This window comes from Pilosibacter sp. NGB245, from assembly GCF_057397225.1.
On the sequence record NZ_CM171584.1, the window covers coordinates 3,112,536 to 3,134,587 of the forward strand.

The 22,052-nt window shown below is 48.6% G+C and carries 21 protein-coding genes, 1 pseudogene and 1 other annotated feature; of the genes and pseudogenes, 3 read left to right on the forward strand and 19 right to left on the reverse strand.

The annotated features are described in order from the left end of the window. Positions 1–47: 47 nt before the first annotated feature. A complete protein-coding gene (locus ACXMYH_RS13845; protein WP_215702624.1) occupies positions 48–674 on the reverse strand; it encodes a D-sedoheptulose-7-phosphate isomerase in 627 nt (208 codons plus the stop codon). Between the two features lie 250 nt (positions 675–924). Between ACXMYH_RS13845 and ACXMYH_RS13850 the strand changes: the two genes are divergently transcribed. Further along, the gene (locus ACXMYH_RS13850; RefSeq protein ID WP_486555106.1) at positions 925–2,238 is read left to right on the forward strand and encodes an IS30 family transposase; all 1,314 of its coding nucleotides are present in this window, start codon (positions 925–927) and stop codon (positions 2,236–2,238) included. 501 nt (positions 2,239–2,739) lie between these two features. Here ACXMYH_RS13850 and rplL read toward each other — a convergent pair. From rplL to ACXMYH_RS13920, 14 genes are all read right to left on the reverse strand, one after another. Then, positions 2,740–3,114, reverse strand: a complete 375-nt coding sequence (rplL, locus tag ACXMYH_RS13855; RefSeq protein ID WP_015553100.1) for a 50S ribosomal protein L7/L12 — start codon at positions 3,112–3,114, stop codon at positions 2,740–2,742. Positions 3,115–3,235: 121 nt separating this feature from the next. Then, positions 3,236–3,748: a 50S ribosomal protein L10 gene (gene rplJ / locus ACXMYH_RS13860; protein ID WP_118531042.1), complete on the reverse strand. Its 513-nt coding sequence runs from the start codon at positions 3,746–3,748 to the stop codon at positions 3,236–3,238. Between the two features lie 54 nt (positions 3,749–3,802). Beyond that, positions 3,803–3,940 (reverse strand) — a sequence feature (ribosomal protein L10 leader region). Between the two features lie 136 nt (positions 3,941–4,076). Then, on the reverse strand, positions 4,077–4,772 hold the full coding sequence (gene rplA / locus ACXMYH_RS13865) for a 50S ribosomal protein L1 (RefSeq protein ID WP_015553098.1): 696 nt from the start codon (positions 4,770–4,772) through the stop codon (positions 4,077–4,079). A 93-nt stretch (positions 4,773–4,865) separates the two neighbouring features. Further along, entirely contained in the window at positions 4,866–5,291 is a 426-nt protein-coding gene (gene rplK / locus ACXMYH_RS13870; protein WP_015553097.1) for a 50S ribosomal protein L11, read from the reverse strand. 117 nt (positions 5,292–5,408) lie between these two features. Then, complete coding sequence (nusG, locus tag ACXMYH_RS13875) at positions 5,409–5,924, reverse strand: transcription termination/antitermination protein NusG (protein ID WP_015553096.1); 516 nt, start codon at positions 5,922–5,924, stop codon at positions 5,409–5,411. A gap of 15 nt (positions 5,925–5,939) precedes the next feature. Beyond that, the gene (secE, locus tag ACXMYH_RS13880) at positions 5,940–6,146 is read right to left on the reverse strand and encodes a preprotein translocase subunit SecE (RefSeq protein ID WP_015553095.1); all 207 of its coding nucleotides are present in this window, start codon (positions 6,144–6,146) and stop codon (positions 5,940–5,942) included. A 27-nt stretch (positions 6,147–6,173) separates the two neighbouring features. Beyond that, entirely contained in the window at positions 6,174–6,323 is a 150-nt protein-coding gene (gene rpmG / locus ACXMYH_RS13885) for a 50S ribosomal protein L33 (protein WP_008726232.1), read from the reverse strand. Between the two features lie 488 nt (positions 6,324–6,811). Further along, positions 6,812–7,597, reverse strand: a complete 786-nt coding sequence (locus ACXMYH_RS13890) for an amino acid ABC transporter ATP-binding protein (RefSeq protein ID WP_486555107.1) — start codon at positions 7,595–7,597, stop codon at positions 6,812–6,814. After that, entirely contained in the window at positions 7,581–8,291 is a 711-nt protein-coding gene (locus tag ACXMYH_RS13895) for an amino acid ABC transporter permease (protein WP_021904616.1), read from the reverse strand. The genes ACXMYH_RS13890 and ACXMYH_RS13895 overlap by 17 nt, the downstream gene beginning before the upstream one ends. Before the next feature lie 112 nt (positions 8,292–8,403). Beyond that, complete coding sequence (locus tag ACXMYH_RS13900) at positions 8,404–9,327, reverse strand: ABC transporter substrate-binding protein (protein ID WP_486555108.1); 924 nt, start codon at positions 9,325–9,327, stop codon at positions 8,404–8,406. Between the two features lie 160 nt (positions 9,328–9,487). Beyond that, a complete protein-coding gene (locus ACXMYH_RS13905) occupies positions 9,488–10,198 on the reverse strand; it encodes a ComF family protein (RefSeq protein ID WP_486555109.1) in 711 nt (236 codons plus the stop codon). Beyond that, on the reverse strand, positions 10,195–12,441 hold the full coding sequence (gene recD2 / locus ACXMYH_RS13910; RefSeq protein ID WP_329751286.1) for an SF1B family DNA helicase RecD2: 2,247 nt from the start codon (positions 12,439–12,441) through the stop codon (positions 10,195–10,197). The genes ACXMYH_RS13905 and recD2 overlap by 4 nt, the downstream gene beginning before the upstream one ends. Before the next feature lie 2 nt (positions 12,442–12,443). After that, positions 12,444–13,445 (reverse strand): rod shape-determining protein, encoded by a 1,002-nt coding sequence (gene mreB, locus ACXMYH_RS13915; RefSeq protein WP_015553090.1) that lies wholly within the window; start codon positions 13,443–13,445, stop codon positions 12,444–12,446. Positions 13,446–13,701: 256 nt separating this feature from the next. Continuing rightward, the gene (locus tag ACXMYH_RS13920) at positions 13,702–14,805 is read right to left on the reverse strand and encodes a hypothetical protein (protein WP_215702619.1); all 1,104 of its coding nucleotides are present in this window, start codon (positions 14,803–14,805) and stop codon (positions 13,702–13,704) included. Between the two features lie 652 nt (positions 14,806–15,457). On the opposite strand from ACXMYH_RS13920, the gene ACXMYH_RS13925 reads away from it, so the two are divergent. Further along, positions 15,458–16,567, forward strand: coding sequence for a DUF5722 domain-containing protein (locus ACXMYH_RS13925; protein WP_486555110.1), 1,110 nt, complete (start codon positions 15,458–15,460; stop codon positions 16,565–16,567). A 162-nt stretch (positions 16,568–16,729) separates the two neighbouring features. Here the strand turns inward: ACXMYH_RS13925 and ACXMYH_RS13930 are convergent, their stop codons facing one another. The 3 genes and pseudogenes from ACXMYH_RS13930 to ACXMYH_RS13940 all read right to left on the reverse strand — a co-directional run bounded on the left by ACXMYH_RS13930 (position 16,730) and on the right by ACXMYH_RS13940 (position 19,436). Beyond that, positions 16,730–17,980, reverse strand: coding sequence for an RNA-guided endonuclease InsQ/TnpB family protein (locus ACXMYH_RS13930; protein WP_486555111.1), 1,251 nt, complete (start codon positions 17,978–17,980; stop codon positions 16,730–16,732). A gap of 263 nt (positions 17,981–18,243) precedes the next feature. Further along, positions 18,244–19,095: pseudogene (locus ACXMYH_RS13935) on the reverse strand (IS3 family transposase); the annotation flags it as partial. Then, positions 19,083–19,436, reverse strand: coding sequence for a helix-turn-helix domain-containing protein (locus ACXMYH_RS13940; RefSeq protein ID WP_118655571.1), 354 nt, complete (start codon positions 19,434–19,436; stop codon positions 19,083–19,085). The pseudogene ACXMYH_RS13935 and the gene ACXMYH_RS13940, both read right to left, overlap by 13 nt. Positions 19,437–19,622: 186 nt before the next feature. On the opposite strand from ACXMYH_RS13940, the gene ACXMYH_RS13945 reads away from it, so the two are divergent. Continuing rightward, on the forward strand, positions 19,623–20,717 hold the full coding sequence (locus tag ACXMYH_RS13945) for a putative ABC transporter permease (protein WP_486555112.1): 1,095 nt from the start codon (positions 19,623–19,625) through the stop codon (positions 20,715–20,717). 147 nt (positions 20,718–20,864) lie between these two features. On the opposite strand, the gene ACXMYH_RS13950 is transcribed toward ACXMYH_RS13945, so the two are convergent. Beyond that, on the reverse strand, positions 20,865–22,049 hold the full coding sequence (locus ACXMYH_RS13950) for a M20 metallopeptidase family protein (protein ID WP_486555113.1): 1,185 nt from the start codon (positions 22,047–22,049) through the stop codon (positions 20,865–20,867). Positions 22,050–22,052 lie beyond the last annotated feature (3 nt).

The window sequence follows — 22,052 nt, forward strand, 5'->3', positions numbered from 1 at the left end:
TCATAGGATTTTTCAACATTACGCAGATACGTATTATCATATCGGTACTATTCCGCATAAAATCTGTCTTCCAGCATCAGGCAGAGCGCATGGTAGATCGGAAGGTGGAGTTCCTGGATCTTGTAAGTCTCCTGCTCCGGTACGATGATCGCGACATCTGCGATCTTTGCAAGTTTTCCGCCGGTCTTTCCTGTGAGTCCGATCACTTTCATTCCCTTCGCCTTTGCGGTCACTGCGGCATACATCACATTTTCCGCGTTTCCGGAGGTACTGATCCCGAGGAACACATCCCCTGCTTTTCCATAGCCGTTTACCTGCTGGGCATAGGAAAGCATCCCGTCCACATCATTTGCGAATGCGGAGGAAAGCGCTGCATGGTTTGTGAGCGCGATGGCCGGAAGTCCGCCCTGGAGTTTCTTCGCGAGTTCCGCTCCGCGTTCCGGGTCTGCCTGTTTTAAAGCCTCTGCGAGTTCCGCAGATACCGGGCGGCGTTTTACGAAGCCTTTCATCAGCTCACCGACGATATGGTCAGAATCTGCGGCACTTCCGCCGTTTCCTGCGAGCAGAAGTTTTCCGCCGTTCTCATAGCATGTCTCTAAGATCTTGTATGCCTCTTCGATCTGGTCCTTTACGGCATCCAGGACCGGATATCTCTTTACTAATTCCTGAATCATTCTTTCTCCTTTTCACCCGCCTGATCCTGTATAATGGGCAGGTATTGCCATTTTCATGCTATCCATTTTAACACATAAGCGCCGGTCTTTCCACCGTCAAATTGCTTACAATACAGAATCCTAAAATGAAAATTTAAATTCCACTTCTCCAAAGGGCGGTGGAGTTTACTCTTGCACAGTTGATATTTACTCATGCATACTGATATGATACTTTAATCGTCCTTCTGACAGCAGTAGAAGGAGTTTGACTATGAGTAAATATATCCCAGGCAACCAGAAGCATCTCACCATAGAGGATCGTATCTATATCCAGAATGAACTGGATAAGGGTACATCCTTTAAAGATATTGCCCGCTTTCTCTGTAAGGACCCTACTACGATTTCAAAAGAAGTGAAGGCCAGAAGAGCCTCCGATTGGTTTCACAAAGGGACTTTTCTTAATGCGAAGAACTTCTGTACCAAGCGTTTCCGTTGTAAGAAAACGAATGCCTGCAATAAGATCCTTCTTTGCGGCGTTAAATGTGCTTCCTGTCCCACCTGTAACCAGACCTGTCCGGATTTTCAAAAAGAATGCTGCAGCAAACTTGATCGGGCTCCCTACGTCTGCAATGGATGCAGTAAAAAGATCAATCATTGTACGATTGCCCACAAATATACCTACAATGCCAGGTTCGCTGATCGGAAATACCGGGAGTGTCTCAAGGATTCCAGGTCCGGAATCGCTATGACCAGACAGGAACTCCACAAAAAGGATAAGATCATCACTCCTCTGATCGATCAGGGCCAGTCTCCTTACCAGATCGTTGCAAACCATCCGGAATTGAATCTTTCCGTCCGCAGCGTTTACAACTACCTTGATATGGGACTTCTGACTGCCAGAAACGTTGATCTGAAACGTAAAGTGAAGTTTAAACCCAGAAAAGTCCATAAATCACAGATATCTGACCGCCGTGTCTTTAATGGCAGAACTTACGCTGATTTTCAACAGTTGCACCTGGAATCTTTTGTAGAGATGGACACCGTCCACTCCGCTGTTGGTTCCTCTAAAACACTGCTTACCTTCTTTTTTACAAGGGAAAAGCTGTTTCTTGCGTTCCTCATGAACCGGAATACGGAAGGATCTGTACGACTCGTTTTGGACCGTTTAGAAAAGCGTTTTGGTACCTTCGATTTCCTGACTCTGTTTGAATATATCCTCACCGACAGAGGCGCTGAATTCGGTGATCCTGATTCTCTCGAAACCGGTGTTACCGGTATCCAGAGAACCAACATTTATTACTGTGATCCCATGAGAAGCGGACAGAAAGGCGGCATTGAACAGGCACACACCATGCTCCGCATGATACTGCCGAAACGAACTACCTTTGAATTCCTGACTCAATGGGATGTGAATCTAATCACCAGCCACATCAACTCAACACCGCGGGAGAGTTTGAATGGGCGTACACCGTATGATGCCGCCCTGGAGGCTTTTGGGGAAGACGTCTTAAAAGCGTTTCAGCTTAGGCGTATTGACCCTGACAAAGTCATCTTAACACCTAAGCTGATCCGCTATAACCACTAACCCATGAAGAAATCTGCTGTCAGACTGGAAGTAAACTTTTCACATTTTTCAAATGTGGCTGGTGGAATTTAGTCGTGCACACCGACCTCCAGCAGCTTGTTTGCCATACAGAAAAACAGAAAATTTCGCCATAGATTACTTGTATTATAGCATAGATTCCGCTTTTCTTCTTAAAAATCACTAGATTATAAGCAACTTTTAAAAGAGCGGTGGAATTTACTTTTTCACTGGAATTTACTTTTTCAAGTCAGCTACAATACAGAATCTTACAGAGTTTTTACATTCTTGCGACAACCTTCATCTTCGCACGGGTGCGCAGCTTAGATACGCGGTGCCTTTTTGTTTAGCAGGAAGGTGACTTCCTGCTAAACAAAAAAATCCGCAGGAAGTCACCTTCCTGCGGATCTCTTGCTCATGCGGTTAATCCGTCCAATATCTCTGAGTCACAATATGCAAGCACATTCTGCCTCATAGCTGCTGTCCGGAACTTTTATCGTCAAATTACTTAAGAGTAATCTTAGCGCCTTCAGCCTCAAGTTTTGTCTTGATGTCGTTAGCTTCGTCTTTGGATGCACCCTGCTTAAGAACCTTCGGAGCGCCGTCTACAACGTCCTTAGCTTCCTTGAGGCCAAGACCTGTTACTTCACGAACAACTTTGATAACTTTAACCTTGTTCGGGCCTACTTCTGTAAGCTCAACGTCGAACTCAGTCTTCTCTTCCTCTGCTGCTGCGCCAGCGCCTGCTGCTGCAACTACTACGCCTGCTGCTGCGGATACACCGAACTCTTCCTCACAAGCCTTTACTAATTCGTTTAACTCTAATACGGATAATTCCTTGATAGCTTCGATAAACTCAGCGGTTGTTAACTTTGCCATTATAATTTACCTCCATAATAATTTATATTTCACGTTTTTTTCACAACTTTTATACAGCATCTATGCTGCCTTTGACGGGATCACGCGATGCGTGTTTCCGCCTGCAGGACCGGGATGAGGATTAAGCCTCTGCCGGAGCTTCTGCACCCTCGCCGTTCTTCTCTGCGATCTGGTTGAGAACACGAGCGAAGTTTGTGATCGGGGACTGCATGCTTCCAAGAAGTCTTCCAAGAAGAACATCTCTGGACGGGATGCTTGCGATTACACCGATACCTGCTGCATCGTAGTAGGTTCCCTCTACAACGCCGCCTTTTAATTCAAGCTTGTCAGCTTTCTTTGCGAACTCAGCTAATACTCTGGCCGGAGCTGTTGCATCTTCTTTAGAAACAGCAAGTGCTGTCGGTCCTTCAAGATTCGGCTCAAGTGCTTCGAACTCAGTTCCCTTTGCAGCGAAGCGGATCATTGTGTTCTTATATACTTTATAAGAAACACCAGCTTCTCTTAACTGTTTACGAAGAGCAGTATCCTGCTCAACAGTTAATCCACGGTAGTCAACGACTACAGCAGACTTTGCTCCGTTGAGGACTTCAGCGATCTCAGCAACTACCGGCTGCTTTAATTCAACTTTTGCCATGAATGGTTTACCTCCTGTTTTATTTAGTATTGGATTCGCCGTCACAGCATTTTTTCGCTTATCAGAAAAACCTCTCTGTCCGCAGACCGAGAGGTTTACAAAATTCTGTGTGAGTTTTGTACGTCCCTCGGCAGGTGTTTTTACCTTACGCCTTACGGCACCTGCTGTCTTCGGCATTCAATACCCGAATAGTTTATCATAATATATTTGGATTGTCAATCACTTTTTTAGTTTTTTGCATTAAAATACTGCCAGACGGTCAATCCGGCTGTACGCCGCTGGAGCGCAGAACCAGATCAATGTCTGACAGTTAAAATGACACAATCGACTAGTTTGTTAACTTAGCTACGTTTAACTTAACGCCCGGGCCCATTGTGGAAGTAAGAGTAACGCTCTTTAAGTAAGCGCCCTTTACTGTGCTCGGTTTAGCTTTGTTGATTGCATCCATAAGCGTCTGGAAGTTGTCCGCTAACTGTTCTTCTGTGAAAGAAGCCTTACCTACTGGCACGTGGATGATGTTTGTCTTATCGAGTCTGTACTCAATTTTACCAGCTTTGATCTCTTTGATAGCTTTTGTAACGTCCATTGTTACGGTACCAGCCTTCGGGTTCGGCATTAAGCCCTTCGGTCCAAGTACACGACCAAGACGTCCAACAACGCCCATCATATCCGGTGTAGCAACAACTACATCGAAATCTAACCAGCCTTCGTTCTGGATCTTCGGGATTAAATCCTCTGCTCCAACGAAGTCAGCGCCTGCAGCCTGAGCCTCATCAGCCTTCGGTCCTTTAGCGAATACAAGGATACGAACAGTCTTACCTGTTCCGTGCGGCAGAACTACTGCACCACGGATCTGCTGATCAGCATGACGGCCATCACAGCCTGTTCTTAAGTGAGCCTCGATTGTTTCATCAAATTTAGCAACAGCAGACTTTTTAACTAATGCGATTGCATCTGCTGTATCATAAAGAGTAGCGCGGTCGATAGCTTTTGCCGCTTCTACGTATCTTTTTCCTCTTTTCATTATAAAAAACCTCCTGTGGTAGTGTCGGGAGTCCTCCCTCCCACGTGATTGTTGCTGTATATGGAGGTCCGTCCTCCATTCAGTTGCTTACGATCAGTCTGTTACGGTGATACCCATGGAACGAGCAGTACCAGCGATCATGCTTGTAGCAGCCTCGATGCTTGCAGCGTTTAAGTCTGGCATCTTGAGCTCAGCGATCTTCTGTACTTCTGCTCTTGTAAGAGTAGCTACCTTTGTTTTGTTCGGTGTTGCAGAACCGGATTTGATCTTTGCAGCCTTCTTTAATAATACAGCAGCCGGCGGAGTCTTTGTGATGAAGCTGAAGCTTCTGTCAGCGTAAACTGTGATAACAACCGGGATGATCATATCGCCCTGATCAGCAGTTTTAGCGTTGAACTCCTTTGTGAACTGTACGATGTTTACACCGTGCTGTCCAAGAGCCGGTCCAACTGGCGGAGCCGGTGTTGCCTTGCCGGCAGGAATCTGTAATTTAATATAACCTGTAACTTTCTTTGCCATAATTAGGCACCTCCTAAATAATGTGGTAATGTCGGGGATTTCCCTCCCACGCGGGCACAAAGTCCGTTTTCCTAAAAAAGGTACGGACGACCGGTCCGGATCTTAGTCCGTTTACGGTCACATTTTCTTGATTTCAGAAAAGCTCAGTTCCACCGGTGTTTCACGGCCGAACATCTCGACGTTGATTGTAATGGACTGCTTGGACTCATTGACGGTTCTAATGACACCGACGGTATCCTTCCATGCGCCGGCCGTAACAACGACGGTATCTCCGACGGCGAAATCTACAACGACATCCGGTGCCTTAAAGCCAAGGCTCATCATCTCTTCTTCTGAAAGCGGCACCGGCTTGGATCCCGGTCCTACGAATCCGGTCACACCCCTGGTGTTCCGCACAACGTACCATGTGTCATCATTCATGATCATATGAATCAGCACATAGCCCGGGAACATCTTACGCTCGACCTGCTTCTGAGCACCGTTTTTAAGCTCGATGACTTCTTCCAGCGGGACGGAGACCTCTAAGATCTGATCCTGAAGACCTCTGTTTTCGATTGTTTTCTCAATGTCAACCTTTACCTTATTCTCATATCCGGAATAAGTGTGTACAACATACCATTGTGCTTCTGACATATCTTCACCTCATCCTTAACCAAGTACAATATTGAGACCAAATTTGATGATCAGGTCAAGGGCTGCGATAACAATCCCCAGAATTACTGTTGATACGACTACAACAACGGTCTCTTTTGTAAGCGTATCTTTATCCGGCCAGATGATCTTATTGAATTCAGCTTTTAAGCCTTTGATAAAGTCCGTTTTAGGGGCTTTCTCATTACTTGCCGTTTCTCCCATAAATTCACGTCCTTCTTGCAAACCGGATTACTTAGTTTCTTTGTGCATCGTATGTCTCTTGCAGAATCTGCAGTACTTCTTTGTCTCCATGCGGTCCGGATGAGTCTTCTTATCCTTCGTCATGTTGTAGTTGCGCTGCTTGCATTCTGTGCATGCCAGTGTAATCTTAGTGCGCACGACTTCCACCTCCGTTTAATTTCTTTGTAAGGCGGCCTTTTCTCTATTCATTGCTATCGTTTTTTGAGCATAAAAAAAAGACCTATATCTTCCATTCGCCCGAATATCATACCATAAGAATTTCGGCTCGTCAAGTATTTCCTTTAAGAACACGGTCTTTCCACGGATTTTTTTATAAAAAAGATATATCCTGCCACACTCAGGCGTCTCCCACTGGTGCAGACAAAAATATACTCTGGCACATTCTCCCGCCAGGCGCAGCAGCCTGCGGCAATCCGCATCTTCGCGCGGGTGTGTAAAAAAGAATGTGCCTTGGCACATTCTCGCGCCTCGCGCGGTCGCTTGCGACAAGCTACATCTTCGCGCGAGTGCGCATCATTGGCACGTTAGTGCCTTTTTTGTGTAATAGGGAATTCCTCAGAATTTCCTATTACACAAAAAAAGACTTCCTGTTTCCACACATTGGAAAGCAGGAAGCCTTCTGAAATCTACAATACCTTTGATAAAAATTCCTTTGTTCTCTCATTCTTCGGATGCGCAAAGAACTCTTCCGGTGGAGCTTCTTCGAGAATTTTTCCCTGATCCATAAACAGCACGCGGTTTGCGACCTCTCTCGCAAAGCCCATCTCGTGGGTTACAACGACCATGGTCATTCCTTCGTTTGCAAGCTCCTTCATGAGATCCAGTACCTCACCTACCATCTCCGGATCGAGAGCACTCGTCGGTTCATCGAAGAGGATCACATCCGGCTTCATCGCCAGAGCACGGACGATGGCCACACGCTGCTTCTGTCCGCCGGAAAGAGTGGACGGGTAAACGTCTGCTTTATCCTCAAGACCGATGCGGCGTAACAGCTCCAGAGCTTCCGCTCTCGCCTGTGCTTTGATCTCTGCCTTTGTCTTCGGCGCATCAGGTGCCAGCGTTCCTTTTCTCTTTGCCTTCTTTAGCTCTTTACAGCGCACATAGACCGGTGCCATCATGATATTCTCTATCACCGTCATATTGTTGAACAGGTTGAAGTGCTGGAATACCATGCCCATATGGCGGCGGTGGATATTGATGTCCACGCGCATATCGGCGATATCTACGCCGTTAAAAATGATGCTGCCGGAGGTCGGATCTTCCATACAGTTTAAGCATCTTAAAAATGTACTTTTTCCGGAGCCGGACGGGCCAATGACTACAACGATGTCACCTTTATTGATGGTCACATTGATTCCCTTCAGGACTTCCAGATCACCAAATGTTTTTTTCAGATCAATGACGTCTATCACTCTTCTTCAGGCTCCTTTCCATCAGTTTAACAAGAATTGAGATCACCAGCACGAGAACGATGTAGATCGCCGCCATGACAAGATACGGGACCATGAACTCGTAGCTGTTGCTTCCGATATAGTTGAAGGCAACATAAAGATCCGCCGCGCCGACAAAGCTGACAACGGAGGTTTCCTTGATCAGGGCAATAAACTCATTGCCCAGAGTCGGAAGAATATTCTTCACTGCCTGCGGGATCACGATCCGGATCATCGCCGGACCAAAGCCAAGACCGACTGCACGTCCCGCCTCAAGCTGTCCCGGATCAACGGACTGGATACCGCTTCGCATGATCTCGGAAATATACGCGCCGCTGTTCAATCCAAAGACCACCATGGCAACACGGACGCCCGGCAGCTTGATCCCCATAAGGGGCAGCATAACGTAGTAGAAGATCAGAAGCTGCACGACCATCGGGGTTCCGCGGAAGAGACCTACGTAGAAGCTGCAGACCGCGTTCAGCGCCCGCGGAAGTGTTTTATATTTCGGCAGGACGCGGACCGTCGCGATGATGGTACCGATCAAAACACCGATAATCATGCCGACTACCGCGATCAGAAGCGTATTCTGCAGACCCTGCACAACTTTGACGTAACCGTTTTTCTCAATAAATATCTGTACAAACTTGTTCCATTTGTTCCCGAAGTTTCCCATAATACCTCCAGATAGCAAAAACACAGCGTTTCCTGCCATGTTCCAATACAGTCAAAAAGCGGGAGCGAACCGTATCCTGCCCCCGCTTTTCTGACCGGTGTTTCCAATATTTTTACTGCATTGCGTTGATCGCCTTTGTGATGCTTTCTGCCGGAGCCGCATCAATGATCACGTACTTCACGTTGCCGTTGATCATATCCTGAACTGCAAGAGATGCACTCTTATACGGTACCCACTCTGCCGGAAGTCCTTCAAAGCCCCAGTCATCACTGCCCTCAACAAAGTACTGTGCTGTGGTTCCCTGCTGTCCGCCAATCTTGTCGCTCGCGCTTAAGCCCTTAAGAACCTCTTCTACGGAAGCTGCATCCTTACAGTCATCAAAAGCCGTATCATCTGCCAGTGTAACCAGTCTCTGGGATGCTTTATAATACGGATCGGAGAAAGTTACATATTCTTCTCTCTCCTCGTTGATCGTTAAGCCGGCCATTGCGATGTCGCATTTGTGCTGACCAACAGATAAGCATACTGCATCAAAGTCCATGTTTTCAATTACAAGCTCCTTGCCAAGCTCCTGTGCGAACAAAGCTGCGATTTCCATATCGATTCCCTTGTAGCTGTCACCGTCAACATACTCAAACGGCTCAAAGGATGCGTTTGTCGCAACCACAAGCTGATCCTTGGAAGCATCATACTCTGCAGATTCTACTGCAGCCGGCTCGCCGTCACTGAAATATTTATCACAGATCGCATCGAAGGTTCCGTCCTCCTGGATCTTTGCGATGAATGCATTTACCTGCTCAAGCAGCTCCGGCTGGTCTTTATCCACGCCGAATGCATACTGCTCATCTGTAAGATCATATTCGATCACTTTAACAACTCCTGCTGCCTCATCTTTCTTTTCTGCCGCAGCCTCACCTGCTGTTGTCTCTGTCTTATTCTCTGCTGCTGCCGTTGTCTCTGTAGTTTTGCTGCCGCAGCCTGTAAGAAGTGATGCCGCCATTGCAGCGGTCAAACATAATGCAATCGCCTTTTTCATAATATTTTCCTCCTCTAACCCAATACGAATTTGCAACTTTTTCGATGGAACCCACTATACCACAGGCCTATACAAAAAGCAAGCGTTTATGCATATGTTTTTGCATATTTATGCAGCCCCTCTCATTCTATAACCTGTATGCATATCACTTTTCCCTGTCCTATCGGCCCCCGGTCATGCAGATCACAACGAAATAGATCCGGCTGATCCCCGATGCCCGCAGGGCTCTCGCGCACGCCTCGATGGTACTGCCCGTTGTATAAATGTCGTCCACAAGGATCACACTCCTGATCCCCTCCGGAATCTCCCCCGCCGCAAAGGCACCGGAAAGGTTCTTAAGCCGCTCCGCTGCCGAAAGATCCTTCTGCGGCAGTGTCTTCTTATTTCTCACCAGCATTTCCGGTATTACCGGAATCCCCAGCTTCTTTCCGATGACCCGAGCCAGAATCTCTGCCTGATTGAATCCCCGGGTCTTTTTCCTCGTGGCATGGACCGGTACCGGAACCAGGACATCCGCCTGCATCCGGCGGATCGTCCGTCCGTACCGTGCCGCCAGGGCTGTCCCGTAAAAATCCAGATACTCTCTCTTATTATTGTACTTGATCTGCGCCATGGAATGCCTCGCCGCCTCGTCGTAATTTAACAGGGCGATCCCGTACTCAAAGGCACGCGGATGGCGCATGCAGTCCGGACAGAACTCCATGCTCTCATCTTCAATTTCTTTTCCGCATTTTTTACATACCGGCGATTTTACAAACGAAAGTTTTCGAAGGCAGTCCGGGCAGATCATCCGCCCGAAGCCGCCTGTGATATCCCCGCATACAGGACAGCGGCGGGGATATAGAACATCAAGAATTTTATTGAATTTCATGTTATCTCCAGAATCCGATCTTTCAGCCCCGAATACCGTTTCTGCTCCACCTCATTATCCACCATCGCCTGGAACACCTCCGGGATTCCCACGAGGCAGACGCAGGCTTTCGCCCTCGTAACCGCCGTGTAGATCAGATTTCTCGTCATCAGCATCCGCGGTCCTGAATGGACCGGGATCACCACTGCCGGATATTCGCTTCCCTGGGATTTGTGGATCGTGATCGCGTAGGCAAGCTCCAGCTCCTCCAACTGCTTAAAGCTGTACTCCACCATCCGGCGCTCATCAAACTCTACCTCCATCGTCTCCGCGAAGCTGTTGATGGAGCGGATGATCCCCGTATCCCCGTTGAAAACGCCTTCACCCTTATCCACCGGGATTCCGTAGCGGTTGCGTACTTCCCACTCGATCTGATAATTGTTCTTGATCTGCATGACCTTATCGCCCACACGGAAGATCGTCCCGCCGGACTCTTTCTCCTGCTTATTCGGCGCAGGCGGGTTAAACTTCTCCTGAAGCTGCTTATTTAATGCCTCCACTCCGAGAGCACCTTTCCGCATCGGCGTCATGATCTGGATATCCGACATCTCCGCATGGACGTAGTTCGGCAGCTTATCCTGTACAAGGACCATCATATCCTTCACGATGTCCGCCGGATAGTCACGGCGAATAAAAAGGAAATCACGGCTCTTCTTATTTAAGGGAACCACCTCGCCGTCATTGATCTTATGGGCATTGACAATAATGTCACTCTGGGCCGCCTGGCGGAAGATCTTTGTAAGTTTTACGACAGGGAACGCCTCAGACGCGATCATATCCCGCAGAACATTTCCCGGTCCGACGCTCGGAAGCTGGTTTACATCGCCCACAAGGATCAGCCTCGTTCCTACATTCACCGCCTTTAAGAGCGAGTGGATCAAGCTGATATCCACCATGGACATTTCATCGATGATGATCACATCCGCGTCGAGAGGATTTTCCTCGTTCCGCTCAAAATGCATGCCCTCCAGCCGGTTTTCTCCGGAATTCCCGTTATTTTTCGGATCCGCGACAGGCGCCCCGGTCAGCTCCAGAAGGCGATGGATCGTCTTTGCCTCATATCCGGTCGCCTCCGTCATGCGCTTTGCCGCACGCCCCGTCGGGGCCGCCAGAAGGATCTCCATATCTTCCTGGTCAAAATAGTGGATGATCGTGTTGATCGTCGTTGTTTTACCAGTTCCAGGTCCTCCGGTGATAATAAGGAGACCATTGCTCACCGCCTCCATCACCGCCTGCTCCTGGAGCTCATCCAGCTCGATCTTCTCCGCCTCCGTGATCTTTTTGAGCCGTTTTTTCACGTCCTCCTCATTGATCTTCGAGTGGATATTCAGATCATGCAGCATTCTCGCCGTATTGAGTTCCATATAGTAGAACTGTGCCGGATAAATGATCCGCTTTCCGTCCTTCTCCTTCACCACCAGCTTCTTCTCCATCTGGAGATCCACCAGGTGTTTTTCCATGTGCTCCGGTTCCACATTTAAGAGCGCTGATGCGTTGGCAAACAGCTCCTCCTCCGGCAGATATGTATGGCCGTTTCCCGTCGCCTGGAGCAGTGCATAGAAGAGTCCGCTGCGGATCCGGTAATCGGAATCCGTAAAGATACCGACTTTCGCCGCGATCTCATCCGCGATCTTAAAGCCTACGCCCTGGATATCATCCGCGAGCTGATAAGGATTTTCCTGGATGACCGAGTACATCTTCGGACCGTAATGCTGGTAGATCTTCACCGCAAGGTTCATGGAAATCCCGTACTGCTGGAGGAAGACCATCGCCTGACGCATATCCCGTTTTTCCTCCACCTGGCTGCTGATCTCCATCGCCATGCGCTCGCTGACGCCCTTGACCTCAGCGAGACGTTCCGGCTCCTCCTCCATGATCCGGAAGGTGTCCGCCTTGAACTTCTTTACGATCCTTTTAGCTAAAGCAGCTCCGATGCCTTTGATAGCACCGGAGCCGAGATACCGTTCAATTGCCAGTGTGTCCTCGGGAGCCTTTATCTCATAGCTCTCCACCGCAAGCTGTTCACCGTAGATGGAGTGTTCCACCATCCGGCCCGTCGCCTCGATCCGCTCTCCCTCGCTGATGTAGGGAAATGTGCCGACGAGGATATATTCTTCTCCCCCGTCCGCCACGCTTAAGACCGAATAACCGTTATCCTCATTGCGGTATTTGATTCTTTCCACATAGCCTGTTACAGTTGCCATTTTTATTTTTCTGCGCCTTTTCCGCCGTGTGCGAACTCGATAAACTTACCGGTTCCGATCGCAACCGCTGTAAGCGGCTCCTCCGCGATCATTGTCGTGATTCCGGTCTTCTCCTCGATCAGGGCATCAAGTCCAGAGATCAGGGATCCACCGCCGGTAAGAACGATTCCGCGGTCGAAGATATCGGCCGCGAGCTCCGGTGGGGTACGTTCCAATACATTGTGTACAGCGTCTACGATCTGCATCGCCGGCTCTCTTAACGCCTCAAGTGTCTCGTCGGATGTAACAACGATCGTCTTCGGAAGACCTGTCACAAGGTTTCTTCCGCGGACTTCCATCGTCACAAGCTCCGGACGGCGGTAAGCTGCGCCGATATTGATCTTGATCTCCTCAGCGGTTCTCTCACCGATCAGAAGATTGTGTTTCTTTCTCATATAGCGGACAAGGGCTTCATCGAAGTCATCTCCGGCCGTCTTGATCGAGGTGCTGACTACAGTACCGCCGAGAGAGATGACTGCGATATCCGCAGTACCGCCTCCGATATCTACGATCATATTTCCGCATGCCTTGGAGATATCAATTCCGGCACCGATTGCTGCTGCAACCGGCTCTTCGATAATGCAGACCTCACGGGCACCTGCCTGGTAAGTCGCATCCTCTACGGCCTTTCTCTCAACTTCCGTTGCACCGCTCGGGATGCAGACCGCGATACGCGGTTTTCTCAAGGTTCTCTTTCCGACCGCTTTGTTGATGAAATATTTTAACATCTTCTCGGTTACGGTATAATCGGAAATAACACCTTTTCTCAGCGGTCTTACCGCTACGATATTACCCGGAGTACGTCCGATCATCAGACGCGCCTCCTCACCGAAAGTAATTACTTTATTTGTTTCCCTGTCCAGTGCTACTACGGACGGTTCCTTTAAAACAACGCCTTTTCCTTTAATATAAACAAGGATGCTGGCGGTACCCAAGTCAATTCCAATGTCGTTTGACATCATCATTGTCGTCTTCCTCCTGTCTTTCTAACTGAAAATCTCCTGAATCTATTTCCGCGTCCGATACAGGACGCGCCTCGCTTCTCTCTATCAGAAAACCCTGTCCCCGCAAAATATATCCTGCATTGTACTGCATATTTCTGCAGCTTTCATGATCTTGCAGTATTTCCGGTCACGAAAGTGACCGCACATACAGGGCGCGAAATATCAGTTTTTATTATATACGAAAGGCATTTGTTTTTAAAGGGGTTTTTGAAATTTTTTACTGTACCCACACGCCGTTCTTATCAACATAATACTTTCCGTCGATCATCCGGCTTGTAAGCATCGCGCCGTCAGTTCCGCAATAGTACCATGTCCCGTTCGTCTGTACCCACTGGTTCTTCACCATCGCGCCACCGGCTCCGCAGTAATACCACTGGTTATTATTCAGGATCCACTGGTTCTCCACCATATATCCGGACTGGTTAAAATAGTACCAGACATTGTTGATCTGCTTCCAGTTTGCGACCGGATATGTCTTATCCGGATTGCACCACCACCAGCCATTGCTGTCGCGGAGCCATGCGCCATTCGCTGAACCGGTCGTACTTCCGCTTGTCTGACTCCCCGAACCGGAAGTACCGTTTCCATAGTACGCAGACGCCGCGTTCCGGTTCGCATAGATCGCAGCGGCTCCGCCCCGGTCTACATCCTTCGGCTCAGACTCTTTCCAGCTGCTCTCATCACTTCCGCGGATTGCCTTGACTTTAAATGTATAACTGCCTTCTTTTGTGAATGATCCGCAGAAATTATAATAGTTGTTTGTCGTCGTGTATGCGGAACCTACGCTGTCCCCGTCGCGGTATAAACGGACCTGATATTTCTTTGCATATTCTGTTCCTTCCCAATATGCAACTCCGCCATAGCTGTCGTCCCAGGAGAGATCATAGACATCCAGATCATAATCTTCATCATCATACTCCGAATCAATATCCGAGATCTGCTGAAGTGTCACATATACATACAATTTTGATGTACTTCTTGTCACCGATGTCACCTTCTGTTCATCATTTCCAAGATATACATCTGATTTGCTCAGTCCGGACGAAAACGCGTAGTCACTCTCGGCACCGATCGTAATCTTAACCTTCGGCTTCGTATCATCATTCCAGTCTCCGTTCGGCTCGTTGGTAATGGAGATCTCATCCACATAGCAGCCGTCATCTGACACATCCGCCTCCACTTCCAGGTTGTCCGAATCCGTCAGGACTGCATTGATATCGATCGTGACCTCCTCGATCTTTTCCGATGCCATTGCCGGGAATGCCAGCAGGGCAGTCATAAGAAGTGCTGCCGGTATTGCAACTATTTTTTCTTTCTTCATTGTGAACCTCCCGTTTTCCTGTCATGGATATTCAGTTTTATCAGGTCAGTAGCTTAAAAATCCTCCTGCTGAAAACTGCATCGGATCTTCAACCTTCGTCCCTTATATTATTCTATATTATACCAGAAATTTATGAATGATTTATGTTCAAATTTCCTGTTAAACTTCGGCAAAATTGCGGCACATCTCTGGTAAATCCGCGTCACGGAATCTATCGACTGTTTTCGACATAATTCTTTCTAAATCGTTAAGTAAATTTACTTTCTTTTAATTTTTTACTCACATTTTAGACACATTTTGCCTCTATAATACAATTACGTTATCCGAAAGGATAACCTGCCTTTGTTTCAAGTATTACACTTGAACACACAAAGCTTTTTCATACTCATACCTGTCGGAGGCGACTTCGGCAGGTCCCCCTAAAAAAATTGATACTTTCCATACTCCCCTTAGGGACTGCAGGAACGGCTGCGGTTCCTATTTTTTTGCCCATGATCTCCGCATTTTTTCACGCTTCTATCGACGCTTCCCATTCCATTGACTTTCATTCCATCTCACGGTATAGTAAATGTAATAACATTACCCGGATGCAGGACGCTGTTCACCGGTGTTGTCTCTGCACTGCGGTTCATTACATGAGGGGAGAATTATTATGAAATCGCTTAAACGTATCGCTGCAGCCGCATTATCTGCTGCACTCTGTTTTTCTATGGCTGTTCCGGCCTACGCCGACCACTATCAGACTCCAAAGTCCATCAAGGGTGTCCTGATCAATGAGCACGCCCAGATCCCGGATGTCCTCGAGGTGGGCGCATCTCAGGTCGTTTTAAACTTTCCGATGTCCTGGGCATTCAGCAGCCAGTTATCTGTCTGCCAGGATCTCTACACAAAGCTTGACCAGGCGGGTGTCACTGTGACACTGATCGTCCTGAACGACTGGGCGGCAGCGAGCTACAGCCCGTCCCTTCTTCCGGTATCCCAGCCAACCGGTGCAAGCTACTACGCGTTCAACACCTTAAACGATGCAGGCGTCCAGTCCATAAGAGATGCCGCAAAGTGCGTCACAGAGGCATTCAAGGACTGCGTTTCCAACTGGGTCATCGGCAATGAGATCAATGATGGACAGGCATGGAACTATATTGGTCAGATGGACATTGATACCTACTGCTCCAACTACGCGACCGGTTTCCGCACCTGGTATGACACCATCAAAGGATCCAACAAGCTGGCAAATGTTTATATCCCGTTTGACTTCCGCTGGAACTGCGGACAGGTCGAGGGCTTCAAGTACGGCGCTATGGACATGATCCCGCGGTTAAACAGCCGCCTGAAAGATACCGACTACGGCATCGCATGGCACGCATATCCGGAGACCTTCGAGGATCCGGTCTTCACCGATGATATCTACACGCTGGAGAAAGCATATACTTATATCATCAACCTGAAGAACCTCCACATTCTGACCGACTACATGCAGCAGGCAGACATGCTCTCCCCGACTGGAAAGGTCCGCCACCTGATCCTCTCCGAGCAGGGCTTCACATCCGATTCTCCTGCCCACAACGGCCAGTGCCTCGATCTCCAGGCTCAGTGCATCAAAGAGGCTTACGAAACAGCAAAGGCAAATCCATATGTTGAGGCATTCCTGTTAAACCGCATGAAGGATGAGCAGAGACTTCTGGATGCGCATTATGCGTTCGGCCTCATCGATGTGAACGGAAACAAAAAGCCGAGCTTTGAGGTTTATAAGAATCTTCAGTAATTTCCCAATGCCTGACTGTCCGCGTTAGGGATACAACAGACAGCCAGATACTTTTACAGTGAATTACCCACCACTTAATTTTGAAGAAATTTGAAGTGGGGGCTTCTGGGGAATCCTTGGACTCCCGTTTAAGAAGTTTGATCTTTGAGTTTCCGCCCGCTCTCAGGCGATCCTTATTCTTACAGGCGTATCCACATCGCCTCTATCATATAGAGCCCTTAGGCTCACAATGTTACATTTACGCATGATATTTAAAGCACCATTGACATCAGCGTTGATCCGCCTTCCAGAGCGGTCCTGATACAGGCCACGGCAGATCCGGCGGCCGGAAAAGACCGGTGGCACAAATCCTGCTTCTCCATATACGGGCATTTCATCCAGATCCCAGAAGGATGCCATGGAAGTATAGCTTTCCTCCTGTTCCACGTAGCGGATCCCATTCATTTCACACAGATATTTCAGTTTCCTGCGGAGTATCCCGAACGGAATTCCCACAAAGACCTGGTTCATCTGCCTGCCAAGATCTGAGGAGCGCTGGAATGTGGTATTGTAGCCCACGATCAGGGTTCCGATATCGTTCCGGATGCAGTAGGTGACCACCTGTTTCGCTGCTTTACCCATGTAGTCACGGACCTGGTTGTTTCTCTTCCTCTGCAAAACGGCCTGACGTCTGGTTGTTTTCTTTCCGTAGTGCTGCTTGTCTTTGACGCTCTGCAGGCAGGTGTTCCGCTTGTTGAACCACTGGTTGATGGATTTTAAACGTTTCCCATCGATGAGGAAGCTTTCCCCTCTGTTGGAAACGGCCGTCATGAGATTGTCGATCCCGAAGTCGATCGCCAGTGCATGGGTTGGATTCAGATTTCTCTGAGCCGCTTCCACCTGATAGGTGTACTGGATCTCAAAGAACCTGGCGTCTGCTTTTGGGATGATACGGATCTCCTTAATGGTTTTATCTGCCAGGACCGGCGGAATGGTAATGGTGACCGGTTTATGATGCTTCTTATACGCTGCTGAGTACGGAAGGACAAACCGGTTCCCATTCAGTCTTACAAACCCGACGATCAGGGTTGCGTAGCCGTCTTTTGGAAGGTATTTGGGCAGCCTGCAGGATGAAAACGGATACTTCCCCTGCTTTGCCAGTTTCAACAGACCGAAGAAAGACTTAAAAGATCCATCCACTTCCTTAAGGATCTGCTGGGCCATGTTGGAATTCAGCAGCCGATAGTTTTCGGAAGTCTTTAAGATGGCGTAGTTTTTCTCATATGGGAGATACCGGCTATATTCAAAGTAATGCTGCCGTACCTGGTAGATGGCCTGGTTGGTCAGGTTTTTGGCTGTGCGGCATAATTCCCGTAGAATGAGGAATTCATCTTTGGACAGACGCTTTAGCTGCTGGCATACGGTCAAATACAAAACGGTTCCTCCTTTCCTAATTGGTGCAGAACATATGTTCTGTATTAATTATAGCACATGGTTTCACAAAAGGGAAGAGAAAGAATTGTAATTGCTTACCGTTTTACATCTGTCTGTGTATCGTTATAGTGGCATTCATCCCGCCACCTACGAGGAATGGGGGTATTCTGCCGATTTTATGATAAATCAGTTAACAAAACAGCCGCCCCGGTCATATTGAAGTGACCCCCAAAAGTTAGACAATATTTTGAAGTAAAAATTGTTCAAGCAGCCGAAAGGGCTTGCTGTCTGTGAATTGCAGGCGGCAAGCCCTTTAGCTTTGCCTTGATCCTGCGGTTGTTGTAGTAATCCAGATATTCGATCAGTTCCTGTTTGAAGTGTTCCATGGATTGAAATTCTTGCAGATATAACAGTTCACTTTTGAGCAGTCCGAAGAAATTTTCTATCACAGCATTGTCCAGACAGTTTCCCTTGCGGCTCATGCTCTGTCGGATCCCCTTCTCGCGAAGCATCCGCTGGTACTGCTTGTGTTGATATTGCCAACCCTGATCAGAGTGGAGAATCAGGCGTGTTCCGGCCGGGATCTTTGCAAACGCCTCGTCCAGCATGGTGGTTACCATGCTGAGTACAGGATGATCCGATATGGTGTAACTGACCAGATCGCTGCTGTGCAGATCGAGAATCGGGGACAGGTAGAGCTTCTCTCCAAACAGGCTGAACTCCGTCACATCCGTGACCCATTTCTGATTCGGCTTTTCGGCATGGAAATCCCGATTTAGCAGATTTGGTGCGATTTTGCCCACTTCTCCCTTATAAGAGCGATACTTCTTCATCCTGACACGGCAAACTAAGCCCAACTCTTTCATAAGCCGCTGGACAGTCTTGTGGTTCACAGAGAATGTACGCTTGCGAAGTTCTGCCGTGATCCGGCGATAGCCGTATCGACCCCTGTTTTCATGGTAAATCGTTGTGATTTCTTCCTTAACAGATGCATATTTGTCTTCTTTCTGCATCTGCTTCAAATGATAGTAGAAAGTTGCACGGGGCAGTTGAGCGATTGAGAGCAGAATACTGAGTGCGTGTTTTTGCCTTAGCTTCTGAACTACCAGCGTTTTTTGTGCTGGTGTCGCTCGTCTTCCAAAACCAAGGCTTGCAAATTTTTTAGGTAATCGTTCTCCGCACGCAGTCGCTGCACTTCGGCCAGCAGATCTTCTTCTACCTGCTTCGGCAGCTGCTTTGGCGGACGACCCTTACTGCTGCGGCCACGCCGTTCGACGGCAAAGCCTTCCGGCCCTTCCTCCAGATAGATTCGCTCCCATGATTTGATTCGATCTCTGCTGTTTACCTCAAATCTACGACAGGTTTCGCTGTAACTTAATTTCTCTTCCTGCATAGTTTCAATCACCAGTTTTTTGAATTCCGGCGTATATCGTTTGTTTGGTACTCCTTTTGGCATAACAAAACACCCCACTTGTTAGATAGTATACCATACTGTCTAACAAATGGGGTGCAGTTCATATCCTGGGCGGCTGTTTTCATATCTGTTTTCTTTTTCCAATACAGTTTCCCGGTTGCGCCTTGTCATTTTCCCGTTCCTGTCGTATGATATGGATAATCTGAATTTACAACCGAGAGGAGATCTATGTACACTTACACCTGGTATCAATGGCTTACATTTTTTTATCTGTACTGTTTCTTTGGATGGATCTTCGAGTCCACCTATGTTTCCTTAAAACAGAAGCGCTTCGTGAACCGCGGTTTCCTGCGGCTGCCGATGCTGCCGTTATACGGAAGCGGCGCAGTCATGATGTTATGGGTATCTCTCCCGTTTCAGGACAGCCTGATCCTCACCTATATCTCCGGCGTTATCGGTGCCACGGCTCTGGAGTATGTGACCGGATGTGTGATGGAACGTCTTTTCAGAGTCCGCTACTGGGATTACAGCAACCAGCCCTTTAACCTTCACGGATACATCTGTCTCAGCTCCTCCATCGCCTGGGGATTTCTGACGATCTTTATGACACACCTGATTCATAAGCCCATCGCGCGGGCCGTCCTCGCAATGCCGCTCTACTGGGATCTGTTTTTTGTGTTTTTTGTGACGGTGCTCTTTGTTTACGATTCCATCGTCTGCACGAAGGAAGCACTTGCCTTCGGAAAGTCCCTGGAAGCTATGCAGAAGCTCCGGGCGGAACTTGACAATCTTCAGGTCCAGCGCGCGCTTCTCAGGATGAATACCGAAGACCGCTTACAGGCCGCCAAAGAGGAACTGCTGGATCAGATCGAGGCAAAAAGAATTCAGGCTGCGGCTCTCACCGGAATGAGTATGGAAGAATTCCGGGAAAAAGCTGGTACAAAGTTCAAATCCATCAAGGAGAAACCGGCTGCCGGCATGTCCCTGCTTCAGGAAAAAGCCGGAGCTGCCGCAGGTTCCATCCGCGATCTCTCCAATGTCAGTCTTGAGGAATTAAAGGCAAAGGCCGGAGGAAAGCTCGACAGCCTGAAAGACCTTACCGGAATCCATCTGGAAGCGCTCCGCGGGAAATCTGCGGAACAGCTCGCCGAGATGTTAAAGGAACGGGAATCCCGCCTCGCTGCACTCCGAAAGGAACGTCGCCGTTTCCGCAAAGAAAGGATCCACTCCAACCCGACCGCCGTTTCCCCGAAGTATGCGCGGGAATTTGAAGAATTGAAGAAATACTTTGAGGACGAAGGAAGAAACGCAACGCCACAGTAAATCTAAAAAATCACAAAGCGTACTTTTGGCGTTCTGCCTGCAGAACCTGCCGTTGACAGTTTTTTCCAGATACGCAATGCAAAAACACCGCCCTGCGCATGATACTCATTGCAGAGCGGTGTTTTTATTTGTAAATTTATGAACTGATCAATTCTCGCTCAGGTAATCCATAATGTACTGTACCATCACAGCCGCAGCTGTCGGGATTCCCCGCTCATCGAAGCGGTTTCCTCCATTGTGCAGACCTACATGGGTAGCCGGATCATCATTTCCTGTTCCCATGCGGAAGAGGATTCCCGGAACCTGCTCAAGGTAGACAGCAAAGTCATCAGATCCCGGAGAAGCATTCGGAAGACGATGTACGTGATCCGGACCGAGAACCTTGTCGGCGCTTACCGCAAGCTTTTCGATCATCTCTACGTTGTTTACAAGCGGCGGCATGCCTTCTTTGAAACTCACCTCTGCCTCTGCTCTCATGGCGCGACAGCAGTCCTCGCTGACGCGCTTGATGGAATCCAGAAGTTTCTGTCTCCATTCCGCGTTCAGACACCGCAGAGTTCCCTGTAATTCGACCTCATCCGGAATTACATTGGCGGCAGTACCGCCGCGGATCATTCCGAATGTAAGGACCGCAGACTCGACCATCGGAAGCTCTCTGGAGACAAGCGTCTGGAGCTGGGTAAGAAGATATGCGCTGACAATGATCGGATCTACGCACCGGTAAGGATGTGCACCGTGCCCACCTTTTCCTTTTACCTTGATCACGATGATATCGGAAGATGCATGGGAGGAACCAGGCTTAATACCTACCATTCCTGCCGGAGTATCCGGCCAGGTGTGAACGCCTAGCATTGCATCCGGCTTCGGATCTTCCAGAGCGCCATGGGCAAGCATTGTCTTGGCACCGTTTCCTTTCTCTTCTGCTGGCTGAAATAACAGACGCACCCGTCCGCTGAACTCGTTCTCCATGTCTTTCAGAGTACGTGCCGCCAACAACACTGCGGCCATATGAAGATCATGTCCGCAGGCGTGGCTCACGCCCTCGTTGCCGGAGGCAAACGGTTCACCGGTCTTTTCCTGGATCGGGAGCGCGTCGATGTCGGCGCGCACAGCGATCGTTTTTCCCTCTCCTGATTTCTTTCCGCAAATATCGGCGATCAGACCAGTTTCAAGTCCGGAATCCTTTACCTTGATCCTGTACTCTTCCAATTCTTTTCTGATCAGAGCTGTTGTTCCATACTCCATGCCACTGAGTTCCGGATTATGGTGGATCGTTCTTCTCAACTCAATCGCATGGGGCGTATAAGTATCGATTCGTTCCCGGATATCCATTTC

What these genes read in the sequence shown, in the direction of transcription:
- ACXMYH_RS13845 (WP_215702624.1), bottom strand. Translation starts at nt 674, where the DNA reads ATGATTCAGGAATTAGTAAAGAGATATCCGGTCCTGGATGCCGTAAAG.
- ACXMYH_RS13850 (WP_486555106.1), top strand. Translation starts at nt 925, where the DNA reads ATGAGTAAATATATCCCAGGCAACCAGAAGCATCTCACCATAGAGGAT.
- rplL (WP_015553100.1), bottom strand. Translation starts at nt 3,114, where the DNA reads ATGGCAAAGTTAACAACCGCTGAGTTTATCGAAGCTATCAAGGAATTA.
- rplJ (WP_118531042.1), bottom strand. Translation starts at nt 3,748, where the DNA reads ATGGCAAAAGTTGAATTAAAGCAGCCGGTAGTTGCTGAGATCGCTGAA.
- rplA (WP_015553098.1), bottom strand. Translation starts at nt 4,772, where the DNA reads ATGAAAAGAGGAAAAAGATACGTAGAAGCGGCAAAAGCTATCGACCGC.
- rplK (WP_015553097.1), bottom strand. Translation starts at nt 5,291, where the DNA reads ATGGCAAAGAAAGTTACAGGTTATATTAAATTACAGATTCCTGCCGGC.
- nusG (WP_015553096.1), bottom strand. Translation starts at nt 5,924, where the DNA reads ATGTCAGAAGCACAATGGTATGTTGTACACACTTATTCCGGATATGAG.
- secE (WP_015553095.1), bottom strand. Translation starts at nt 6,146, where the DNA reads ATGGGAGAAACGGCAAGTAATGAGAAAGCCCCTAAAACGGACTTTATC.
- ACXMYH_RS13895 (WP_021904616.1), bottom strand. Translation starts at nt 8,291, where the DNA reads ATGGGAAACTTCGGGAACAAATGGAACAAGTTTGTACAGATATTTATT.
- ACXMYH_RS13900 (WP_486555108.1), bottom strand. Translation starts at nt 9,327, where the DNA reads ATGAAAAAGGCGATTGCATTATGTTTGACCGCTGCAATGGCGGCATCA.
- ACXMYH_RS13905 (WP_486555109.1), bottom strand. Translation starts at nt 10,198, where the DNA reads ATGAAATTCAATAAAATTCTTGATGTTCTATATCCCCGCCGCTGTCCT.
- recD2 (WP_329751286.1), bottom strand. Translation starts at nt 12,441, where the DNA reads ATGGCAACTGTAACAGGCTATGTGGAAAGAATCAAATACCGCAATGAG.
- mreB (WP_015553090.1), bottom strand. Translation starts at nt 13,445, where the DNA reads ATGATGATGTCAAACGACATTGGAATTGACTTGGGTACCGCCAGCATC.
- ACXMYH_RS13920 (WP_215702619.1), bottom strand. Translation starts at nt 14,805, where the DNA reads ATGAAGAAAGAAAAAATAGTTGCAATACCGGCAGCACTTCTTATGACT.
- ACXMYH_RS13925 (WP_486555110.1), top strand. Translation starts at nt 15,458, where the DNA reads ATGAAATCGCTTAAACGTATCGCTGCAGCCGCATTATCTGCTGCACTC.
- ACXMYH_RS13940 (WP_118655571.1), bottom strand. Translation starts at nt 19,436, where the DNA reads ATGCCAAAAGGAGTACCAAACAAACGATATACGCCGGAATTCAAAAAA.
- ACXMYH_RS13945 (WP_486555112.1), top strand. Translation starts at nt 19,623, where the DNA reads ATGTACACTTACACCTGGTATCAATGGCTTACATTTTTTTATCTGTAC.
- ACXMYH_RS13950 (WP_486555113.1), bottom strand. Translation starts at nt 22,049, where the DNA reads ATGGATATCCGGGAACGAATCGATACTTATACGCCCCATGCGATTGAG.